General features: G+C 46.4%; 12 protein-coding genes. All 12 read left to right on the top strand.

Annotated features, from left to right (window positions below; translation table 11 throughout):
- The coding region (locus tag LDL40_RS06220; RefSeq protein ID WP_300994324.1) for a protein-glutamate O-methyltransferase CheR at positions 1-589 on the top strand (589 nt) is incomplete at its 5' end.
- Between the two features lie 62 nt (positions 590-651).
- A complete protein-coding gene (gene flgB / locus LDL40_RS06215) occupies positions 652-1,053 on the top strand; it encodes a flagellar basal body rod protein FlgB (protein WP_300994323.1) in 402 nt (133 codons plus the stop codon).
- Positions 1,053-1,469: a flagellar basal body rod protein FlgC gene (gene flgC, locus LDL40_RS06210; RefSeq protein WP_300994322.1), complete on the top strand. Its 417-nt coding sequence runs from the start codon at positions 1,053-1,055 to the stop codon at positions 1,467-1,469. The genes flgB and flgC overlap by 1 nt, the downstream gene beginning before the upstream one ends.
- A gap of 10 nt (positions 1,470-1,479) precedes the next feature.
- A complete protein-coding gene (locus tag LDL40_RS06205; protein WP_300994321.1) occupies positions 1,480-2,220 on the top strand; it encodes a flagellar hook assembly protein FlgD in 741 nt (246 codons plus the stop codon).
- A 20-nt stretch (positions 2,221-2,240) separates the two neighbouring features.
- Positions 2,241-3,542, top strand: a complete 1,302-nt coding sequence (gene flgE, locus LDL40_RS06200) for a flagellar hook protein FlgE (RefSeq protein ID WP_300994320.1) — start codon at positions 2,241-2,243, stop codon at positions 3,540-3,542.
- Between the two features lie 108 nt (positions 3,543-3,650).
- Positions 3,651-4,040, top strand: coding sequence for a hypothetical protein (locus LDL40_RS06195; protein WP_300994319.1), 390 nt, complete (start codon positions 3,651-3,653; stop codon positions 4,038-4,040).
- Positions 4,041-4,186: 146 nt separating this feature from the next.
- On the top strand, positions 4,187-4,930 hold the full coding sequence (locus LDL40_RS06190; protein WP_300994318.1) for a flagellar basal body rod protein FlgF: 744 nt from the start codon (positions 4,187-4,189) through the stop codon (positions 4,928-4,930).
- Positions 4,931-4,952: 22 nt separating this feature from the next.
- Positions 4,953-5,741, top strand: coding sequence for a flagellar basal-body rod protein FlgG (gene flgG, locus LDL40_RS06185; RefSeq protein ID WP_300994317.1), 789 nt, complete (start codon positions 4,953-4,955; stop codon positions 5,739-5,741).
- Positions 5,742-5,751: 10 nt separating this feature from the next.
- Positions 5,752-6,432, top strand: coding sequence for a flagellar basal body L-ring protein FlgH (gene flgH, locus LDL40_RS06180; RefSeq protein WP_300994316.1), 681 nt, complete (start codon positions 5,752-5,754; stop codon positions 6,430-6,432).
- 13 nt (positions 6,433-6,445) lie between these two features.
- Positions 6,446-7,543: a flagellar basal body P-ring protein FlgI gene (locus LDL40_RS06175; RefSeq protein ID WP_300994315.1), complete on the top strand. Its 1,098-nt coding sequence runs from the start codon at positions 6,446-6,448 to the stop codon at positions 7,541-7,543.
- Complete coding sequence (gene flgJ / locus LDL40_RS06170) at positions 7,544-8,563, top strand: flagellar assembly peptidoglycan hydrolase FlgJ (protein WP_300994314.1); 1,020 nt, start codon at positions 7,544-7,546, stop codon at positions 8,561-8,563. It begins immediately after the preceding gene.
- Positions 8,564-8,624: 61 nt separating this feature from the next.
- The coding region (gene flgK / locus LDL40_RS06165; protein ID WP_300994313.1) for a flagellar hook-associated protein FlgK at positions 8,625-10,000 on the top strand (1,376 nt) is incomplete at its 3' end.

Below are 10,000 nucleotides of genomic sequence, written 5' to 3'. Positions count from 1 at the left end.
TGACAACTACCCCTACGAGCTGTTAAAGAAGCAAATATTGCCTGAATTTGAAAAGGATCATAAGACCGTCAAAATTTGGTCAGCTGCCAGTTCTTCAGGTCAGGAACCTTATTCGATAGCTATGACGGGGTTGGAGTATCAGCAAAGCAGACCTTCGGCCTTCCCTTTAGGAATCACTATCTTAGGAACCGATATTTCTAATGCAATGCTCGAACACTGTCAGCGCGCAGAATATGATGGTTTAGCTTTGTCCCGAGGTTTGTCGCCGGAGCGACGTAGTAAGTTTTTTGACGATTCCGGTAACGGCATGATGCGGCTAAAAGATGCCGTCCGCAAAAACGTTTCGTTCCGGCATTTAAACTTGCTTGATAGTTATACTCTGCTTGGTAAATTCGACATTATTTTTTGCCGCAATGTGCTTATTTACTTCTCTCCTGAAGTCAAAATGAAAATTATAAAACAGTTCTCACAGGCCTTAAACCCGCGTGGTTACTTGTTTTTGGGCGCTTCAGAGTCCCTTTCCAGCCTAAACAACGATTTTGATATGGTGCGTTGTAACCCGGGCATAGTGTACCGAAAAAAAATCTGACCTAAAATATTGGCCTGAGTTTTGCTAGATATTTGCCATCTCTGAAAAACAGGATGGCAACAATGGCAATCAGCTTCGAAAAAGCATTTGGGCTACATCCAGATGCGCTACTGATCCGCGACAAACGTTCTCAAGTCTTGGCCGAAAATATCGCAAATGCTGATACTCCGGGTTACAAGGCAAAAGACATGGATTTTCAAACTGCATTAGCTGGTGCTCAATCACGCCAGTCGGGTTCGCTTGGCCGAACCGATCCTAAGCATTTTGAAATTTCGACTGCCCGTCATTCTGAAACTCAATACCGAATTCCGAATCAGCCTGATACAGGGGATGGCAACAGTGTTGACATCCACGAAGAACGAAATGCTTTTACCCGTAATAGCATGGAGTATCAAACCACGCTGAATTTCCTGAACAGTCGTATAAGCGGCCTGAAAAAGGCCATTGGCGGAGGTACGCAATAATGAGCCTGTATAACGTTTTTGATATAGCCGGGAGCGGCATGTCCGCGCAGCAAGTACGGTTAAATACTACGGCCAGTAATATGGCCAATGCCAATAGCATTAGTAGCAGCATCGATCAAACCTACAGAGCACGTCACCCTGTATTTGCGACTGCCCTTGAGCAAGCTCAGCTTGGCCAGGAAGGAGCAAAGGTTCAGGTACTAGGCATAGTGGAGTCAGATGCGCCACTGAATGTTGAATATGCACCTCATCATCCTTTGTCCGATGAAAAAGGTTACATCTACAAACCTAATGTCAACATCATGGAAGAAATGGCCAATATGATTTCTGCTTCCCGTTCTTATGAGACCAATGTGCAGGTTGCTGATGCTGCCAAACAAATGGTCAGCCGCACTTTGATGCTGGGCCAAAGATAAGGGGTAGGGCATGAGTAAAGTCGATAATACAACGAATCCACTGGATGGTATGTATTGGGGAGATAAGCCCACTACCACGGACAACAATAACGGAGCTTTAACCCAGTCTGACTTCTTTGCTTTGTTAACTCAGCAGCTGGCTTATCAGGATCCGACTAAGCCGGTAGAAAACGATCAAATGATAGCTCAGATGACTCAGTTCACGATGGCGGATGGTATTGCGTCCCTGAATACTAACTTTAAAGATTTCGCCACCACTATGAACTCCAGTCAGGCACTGCAAGCCTCCTCTTTGGTAGGGCAGTATGTGTTGGTGAAGTCTGATGAGATGGTTTTTGACGGTAAAAATGAAGTAGTTGCCAGTGCTAATTTTCCTGAAAATGCAACAAATATCAAAGTGCAGATTAAAAATGCCGATGGTGTTGTAGTTCGTTCTGCCACCATAGAAAAAGCCGATGCAGGACGTTTGCAATTGCCATGGGATGGTACCACTGATACTCAGGCTCTGAATGAAGATGGTACTCCTAAGGTTGATGACAAAGGCAACCCGGTGATGGAAGTTGCAAAGGCCGGTGTTTACACCATTTCCGTTGAAGGTTCTATCGCAGGCAAAAACGAAGCTATCGTGACCTCTGTCTATGCTCCTGTCACCAGTATTACTTTAGGCAACGGCACCACTCAGGGTCTGCTGTTAAATGTGTACGGCCAAGGCCAGAAAAAATTATCTGATATTGAAGAAATTGCTACCTAATCAAAGAATTGAGGTGAACTATGAGTTTTAATATAGCGTTAAGTGGCCTGGCTGCGGCTCAAAAGGACATTGATACTACCGCGAATAACATCGCCAACGTCAATACCACAGGCTTTAAAGAGTCCCGAGCCGAATTTGCTGATGTGTATGCGGCTTCTGTATTCAGTTCAAACAAAACTAAAGTCGGGGACGGTGTCACCACATCTAAAGTGGCACAGCAGTTTTCTCAGGGCTCGTTAAAGTTCACGAATAACTCACTGGATTTGGCTATCACAGGCGATGGTTTTTTTGCCATAGCGCCGGAAATTGGCAACCGTGACTATTCCTACACCAGAGCTGGCGCTTTTAAACTGGATAAAAACAATTTTATCTCTGATAACAACGGTGGTTTCTTACAAGGTTTCCCGGTGAACCCAGCTACAGGGGAAACAACCTCTGTGAGTTTAAGTACCACTTCACCTATTCAGATCCCAAATACGGCTGGTGCACCCCGTGCGACGCAAAACGTGTTTTTGACGATGAACCTGGATTCGCGGCAGCAACCAAAAGCTGTGCCTTTGCCAGCTTTTGACGCCACTAACTCAGCCACTTATAACAACCAAACCTCAACCACTATTTATGACAGTTTGGGTGAACCTCATATTTTATCTATGTATTTCCGTCGTACCGATCCCGTGACAGATAACGATTGGGAAGTGTATGCCGTATTGGACGACAACACAGGCACACCTTTTACCTTGCCAGCCGCTACTCCTGTGTTGGATTTTGATTTAAACGGTAACCCAACTACAGTGCCTATGCCGTCGCTGGTGATGCCAAAAGCGACCTTAGATGGTTTGTTAACTAATGGTGCGCAGTTTACTACTGACGTATCGATCAATTTTACTGATCCTGCAGGTACAAAAAACCCTACCCAGTATTCGTCGAAGTTTGAGTTGGGTAGTTTGGATGGTGACGGTACTACAGTGGGTCGCTTGACCAGTGTTGACATTGATGCGGCTGGAAAGGTAATGGCGTCTTACTCCAATGGCGACCAAACTTTCTTAGCTCAGGTCGCTATGGTGAAGTTTGCTAACCCACAGGGTTTGACTCAGTCAGGTAATACCTCCTGGCGTCAAAGTTTGATGTCTGGTGAAGCTTTAGCGGGTGAGGCAAACTCCGGTACTTATGGTTCTATTAACTCCTCAGCACTGGAAAGTTCAAACGTGAACCTGACCAATGAGCTGGTTGATTTAATTGCTGCCCAGCGTAACTTCCAGGCCAACTCAAGAGCACTTGAAGTGAACAGTACCCTACAAAACACTGTGTTGCAGATCCGATAAAAGAGTCTGCAATAGAGCCCAAAGCCAGTGCTTTGGGCTTTTTTATTGGCTACTTCAAGGTTTTACTTGTCTGGTCTTTGCTGCTTTTTATCAACGTTGGAGGTTGCTGTGAGTTTAAAGACTCTATTTGCAGCTATGCTACTGACTGCTCTGCCTTGCGCTGCTGAGGAGGATGTGTTGATCACTATGGATTTTGTGCTCAAGGCTGGTGCTTCCCAGACCCGGACATTTAAGGTGCACAAACCAGAGCGTACCGGGCAGCTCGTGATGGTCGGATTTAACCCAACCAAAGCTCTGTCTATGGATTGTACACTCTGGTTATTTAACTCTTCAGGCAAAGCTTTGGGTACTTACAGTTGTAACCAGCTTGAAATCCATCAACTTACACAAGCCTTGCCAAAAGACTCTGTATACAGCGCAAAAATAGAAGTGAGCAATTCAAACTTTAGCGCGGCAACCAGTTCTTTTTCTGTCATCAATAGATTTAAATTTATCTAGCAATTTGACTAACTCAGTTGCTACCGCCTCTGTGAACATAATTAAAAACAAAAGCTTATAACTTTTGCCCGCTAGTCTCTTTTTAACTCCCCCTTTCTTGGCATCAGTCTTGCTTTACTTCACCTATCTCAGGTGGAGGCCAGATTATGGACCATTTACTTTATATCGCGATGAGCGGTGCCAAAGAGAACATGAATGGCATCAGTATTAAAGCGAATAACCTTGCAAACAGCACCACTACAGGCTTTAAAGCGGATTTAGAGCAGGCTCGTGCTATGCAGGCATTTGGGGAAGGTTTGCCTACACGAGTGTTTTCGCTGACTGAGCGACCTGGTCAAAATTTTGACGATGGCTCATTCATTATCACAGAGCGAGAGTTAGATGTTGCGGTGCAGGGTAAAGGTTGGTTGTCAGTACAAGATGCAGATGGCAATGAGGCCTATACCAGAGCTGGTAACTTACAACTAAGCCCGACTGGCGTTTTGCAAACAGCTTCTGGTTTAAATGTTGTCGGCGAAGAGGGGCCTATCCAATTGCCTTTGCCGTTGGAAAAAATGGAAATTGGCACTGACGGCACTATCAGTATCAGACCTTTAGGGGCTCCGGCTAATGTCATGCAGGAAGTGGCCCGTCTGAAGCTGGTTAAACCTGAGTTTCAGGATATAGAAAAAGGCACTGATGGTTTATTCAGGCGTAAAGACGGTGAAGACGCTGAAGCTGATGCAACAGTGAAGGTTTTGAGTGGCGCAGTGGAAGGCAGTAACGTCAACGCTGTGGGCGAAATGACGCAAATGATCAGTTTACAACGTCAATTTGAAGTTCAGGTCAAAATGATGAAAACCGCCGAAGAAATTGATCGGCAACATAACCAAATTATGAGAATAGTCTAAGGCTTAAGCCTGGGAGGTTAGCATGCATCCAGCTTTATGGATCAGTAAAACCGGTTTGGACGCGAAGCAGCGTGATATTTCGGTGATTTCAAATAACCTGGCCAACGCCAGCACTATAGGTTTTAAGAAAAGCCGCGCTGTGTTTGAGGATTTGTTGTATCAAAACATTAATCAGCCTGGTGGGCGCTCCTCACAAAACTCAGAGTTGCCCAATGGTCTGATGCTGGGCGCTGGTACCAAAGTGGTCGCGACTCAAAAAAGTTTTACCCAAGGCAATATGATTACTACAGAGGGGAGTCTGGATGTCATGATCCAGGGCCATGGCTTTTTCGAAGTGCTGATGCCGGACGGTACGACTTCTTATAGCCGCAATGGGCAATTCACAACGGACAGTGAAGGCAACCTTGTCACCTCAGGCGCTGGCTACCAGGTGCAGCCCAATATAGTGATCCCTGAAGATGCACAAAGTATCACTATTTCTCAGGATGGTGAGGTATCCGTCAAGTTACCAGGCCAGATTGACCAGGCTGTGGTAGGTCAGCTGACGTTGACAAACTTTGTTAATCCGGCAGGTTTAGAACCCATAGGACAGAACTTGTTCACTGCTACCGCAGCTAGTGGGGATCCGGTACAAGGCATACCCGGGCTGGAAGGGCGTGGCATTTTAGTACAGGGCGCTTTGGAGACATCAAACGTCAATGTGACTGAAGAGCTGGTTAGCCTGATTGAAAGTCAGCGTGTTTATGAAATGAATTCCAAAGTGATCTCAACTGTTGATCAGATGCTGGGTACTGCAATCCAGCAGTTGTAGGAGTAAGTGGATGAACAAGTTAATTGTGCTCATTTTAACGGCTCTGCTGATTAGCGGCTGTGCCAGCAGCTTTACTGAAGCTGTACCGGATGATCCGAACTTTGCGCCTCTGCCACCTGAGCCGGAGTCTGTACCTTTGTCCAATAACGGCTCATTGTTTGCACAAGGCTTGTCTAACGGCTTGTATTCTGACAATAAGGCGCGAAGACCCGGAGACATCATTACTGTGGTATTGAGAGAAAATACCCAAGCGTCAAAGAAAGCAAAAACAGAGTTTGGTAAAGATAGCTCGGCCAGTTTTGATCCCATGGTAGGCTTGGGTGGCCGTGATGTGAGTGTTCTTGGTAACACCTTGCAGTTTGGTGCAAATGCAACCTCAGACTTCAAAGGCGATTCAAAAGCAGACCAAAGTAATAGTTTAGTAGGTGATATTTCGGTCAATGTATTGAGAGTCATGTCAAATGGTAACCTGGTGATCCGGGGGGAGAAATGGCTTACCCTGAATACAGGGCGCGAATTTATACGCTTAACAGGTGTTATCCGTGCGGAGGATATAGACTCGAAAAACACCGTAGAGTCGACCAAAATTGCTAATGCCCGTATTGAATACAGTGGCACAGGGGCTGCTCACAATGGGCAAGGACCAGGTTGGCTGACACGATTCTTTAATGGTGTGTTGTGGCCATTTTAATACAGGTGAGATGATGAAACTATTCCAAAGCTTGTTTCTGGTTGTGTTGTCCGGTGCTTTGTGTTTCCCGGCTTCAGCCGCCCGCATTAAAGATTTAACCAGTGTACAAGGGGTGCGAAGCAACCAGCTGGTTGGCTACGGTCTTGTTGTGGGCTTACCCGGAACGGGTGAACAGAGTCCATTTACCGAGCAGAGTTTCAGAACCATGCTGAGTAATTTTGGCATCAATATGCCTGCTGGTATGAAGTCTCAGATAAAAAACGTGGCTGCAGTCGCAGTACATGCTGAATTACCTGCTTTTAGTAAACCGGGCCAGACCATAGATATTACCGTTTCCTCCATGGGCAGTGCGAAAGGATTACGTGGTGGTACTTTGCTGCAAACCTTTCTAAAAGGCCTGGACGGTAATGTGTATGCAGTAGCACAAGGCTCGCTGATTGTCAGTGGCTTAGGCGCTGAAGGGGCTGATGGTTCAAAAATCCTGGTCAATACACCTACTGTAGGCCGTATTCCGAACGGAGCTACAGTTGAACGTGAAGTGCCGTCTCCTTTTGCTGATGGAGACTTTATCACCTTTAACCTCAATGACAGTGATTTTACCACGGCGAAAACTCTGGCTGAGACTATCAATAACTTTATGGGACCAGGTACAGCCATGTCGTTAGATGCATCTTCTGTACAGGTGAGGGCACCACGGGATATGGATCAGCGGGTGTCTTATTTATCAACCTTAGAGAACTTAACGCTGGAGCCCGCCAGTCAATCGGCGAAAATTATTATCAACTCCCGTACTGGCACTATAGTCATAGGTAAAGATGTCCGGCTATTTCCGGCAGCTGTAACTCATGGCGGTCTGACGGTCACTATTGCGGAGAACCCTACTGTAGTGCAACCTAATGCGTTGGCTGGCGGAGATACTGCTGTAGAACAAAATACTATTATTGATGTACGGCCCGACAAATCACGTATGTTTAAGTTTGACCCCGGCACCACGCTGGACGATTTAGTCAGCACCGTCAATGCGGTTGGCGCAGCGCCAGGCGACTTGATGGCGATTTTAGAGGCTCTGAAAGAAGCGGGCGCCATTCATGGTGAGCTTGTGGTGATTTAAATGAGTGAGCTTGAGAATAAGGTCAATTATCATGATTTAACCGGCCTGGCGCAACTGAAGCACAGCAAAGGCGGAAATGATGATGCAGCGCTGAAACAGGCAGCTAAACAATTCGAATCTATTTTCATGGGGATGTTGCTCAGTAGCATGCGCAAAGCCAATGAAGTATTTGAAGATGAAGGCATGCTCAATAGCAACGCGACCAAGTTCTATCAGGACATGTATGACAAACAGTTGTCGACCGAGCTTTCTGAAAAAGGCAGTTTAGGCCTGGCCGACTTACTGGTGCAGCAACTAAGGCCCACCAAAGGCAAGACTACGCCAGCTTCTATGTTAAAAATTCCTACAGATGCTGCTCCAGTGCCAGATAAAAAATCTGATACACAGCAGCAGGCTTCTGTAGTGAAATCAGTAACTGTTCCTGCTAAATACCCAGCAGAAGCAGCAGTGCCAACAGTGGCAGCTGTTCCACAGGTGATTACTGAAACTCTGGCATCTGACCCGGACAGGACCAAGGAAGACTGGACTTTTGAAAGTCCGGGAGACTTTATTCAGAAGCTCATGCCGGCAGCCAAACAAGCCGCTCAGAAACTAGGTTTAGAGCCTTTGGCTTTATTAGCTCAGGCTGCCCTGGAAACTGGTTGGGGCCAACGTACTTTTAAGACGGCTGAAGGCAATAACAGCTTTAACTTTTTTGGCATTAAAGCTCACAACAGTTGGCAGGGTGAGGTTGCTGTAGTGGACACGCTCGAGTACCGTCAGGGGGTAGCACAGAAAGAAAAGGCCAAGTTCCGAGCCTATGAGTCGCCGGAGCAAAGCCTGGGCGACTATGTAGATTTCATAAAATCCAATCCGCGTTACCAGCAAGCTATTGCTGTAGCAGACAACCCTAAGGCTTATTTTCAGCAGTTACAGGCCGCAGGTTACGCCACAGATCCAAACTACGCCCAGAAAATTTTATCAGTATTTAACAGTGATACCTTCAAACAGGCACGAAACCTGCTTACAAATAAAGAGTAAAGTTCTAGTTGGCCCCGCCAATTAACCAAGTGACGATGCATAAGCATCAGCGGAGAATCAGATGTCGGATAATTTACTCAGGATTGGAACCTCAGCCATACTGGCAAGTACTGCTTTGCTTTCGACCACAAGTAATAACATCGCCAACCTGAATACTCCGGGCTACAGCAGGCAACGCACGGAGTTTGAATCCAATACGTTAGGGCTGGGTGTTGGGCGGGGAACTACAGAGCGTTTGGTGAATGAATTTGCTCAGAAGCAGCTCTGGCGAGATGTTTCGTCAGCTAGTTATTCCAATCAGTATTTATCTGAAGCCAGTCGGGTTGATGCGTTAATGTCCGATCAGTCCAACAGTATTTCGACTGGCATGTCGTCTTTTTTCAGTCAGTTACAAACCGCAATTAATGATCCGACTAATGCAGCATCGCGTCAGTTGGTGATGGGAAGCGCGCAAACCTTACTTAATAAATTCAATACCTTGTCAAACCAAATGACAGCGCAGAATAAATACCTGAGCCAACAACTGGAAACTGATGCAGCAGATGCCAATGAGCAAATAGGTGTGATTGCCCGGTTAAACGAGGAGATCCTGGCCTACGGCAACAACCCGGGGAAGCCGCCGCCATTAGATTTACTGGATAAGCGTGATCAGGCCATTAAAGAGTTATCCGCATTAGTGGATATCAATGTACTGGACGCCGACAACGGCGATAAACAGGTTTTTCTGGCCAGCGGTCAATCGCTGGTGCTGGAAAATGGCAAGTTCAATTTATTCAGTGTGGCTGGAGAGCCCGATCCTAATCGTAAAATACTGCAGCTAAAAGCTGGTACGAATCAGAACGTGATCATCAATGTGTCTGAAACTGATTTAGGCGGAAAGATCGGTGCCTCACTTGAGTTCCGCACTAAAGTGCTGGACCCGGCACAGCGTGAATTGGGACAACTCGCTCTGTCATTCACTGATGCGTTTAATACCCAAAACCGCTTAGGTATGAATGCGGATGGAAACCTTGGCGGCGACCTGTTTGTGTTACCAGGTTTTACCGCTTTACCCTTTAGCAGTAATACAGGTAATGGGGCAATTACTGCGTCAGTAGCTGCAGGGCAGGGCAAAAATATTCCGCCTAATGATATCCGTATAACCTTTACCGCTGTTGATGCCTTCACTGTTGAGGCTTTGGATGCGTCAGGCAACGTGATCCCCGGCACAGCAATCAGCCGGGCCGGTGTTACTTTCCCTGTAACTGTGACTTCAGACGACACCAATGACTTTTTTGGTCTGAATATTACTTTAACCAATGGAGCTCCGGCTTTTGCTGCAGGTGATAAGTTTGATTTGAAACCTTTAAGCATGGCGGCACAAAATATTAGTCTGGCGTCTAACCGTCCTGAAACTTTAGCATTAGCATCGCCGCTCAAAGGTGAAAAGACGCTGAC

It is taken from the genome of Rheinheimera sp., assembly GCF_020217005.1.
Lineage (GTDB): Bacteria > Pseudomonadota > Gammaproteobacteria > Enterobacterales > Alteromonadaceae > Pararheinheimera.
The sequence above is the reverse complement of the archived record's forward strand: the minus strand, read 5'-3'. Positions and strand labels throughout refer to the sequence as shown.

Excerpts from the sequence above, each read along its gene's own strand:
- flgB (WP_300994323.1), top strand. The coding sequence starts at position 652 with ATGGCAATCAGCTTCGAAAAAGCATTTGGGCTACATCCAGATGCGCTA.
- flgC (WP_300994322.1), top strand. The coding sequence starts at position 1,053 with ATGAGCCTGTATAACGTTTTTGATATAGCCGGGAGCGGCATGTCCGCG.
- LDL40_RS06205 (WP_300994321.1), top strand. The coding sequence starts at position 1,480 with ATGAGTAAAGTCGATAATACAACGAATCCACTGGATGGTATGTATTGG.
- flgE (WP_300994320.1), top strand. The coding sequence starts at position 2,241 with ATGAGTTTTAATATAGCGTTAAGTGGCCTGGCTGCGGCTCAAAAGGAC.
- LDL40_RS06190 (WP_300994318.1), top strand. The coding sequence starts at position 4,187 with ATGGACCATTTACTTTATATCGCGATGAGCGGTGCCAAAGAGAACATG.
- flgG (WP_300994317.1), top strand. The coding sequence starts at position 4,953 with ATGCATCCAGCTTTATGGATCAGTAAAACCGGTTTGGACGCGAAGCAG.
- flgH (WP_300994316.1), top strand. The coding sequence starts at position 5,752 with ATGAACAAGTTAATTGTGCTCATTTTAACGGCTCTGCTGATTAGCGGC.
- LDL40_RS06175 (WP_300994315.1), top strand. The coding sequence starts at position 6,446 with ATGAAACTATTCCAAAGCTTGTTTCTGGTTGTGTTGTCCGGTGCTTTG.
- flgJ (WP_300994314.1), top strand. The coding sequence starts at position 7,544 with ATGAGTGAGCTTGAGAATAAGGTCAATTATCATGATTTAACCGGCCTG.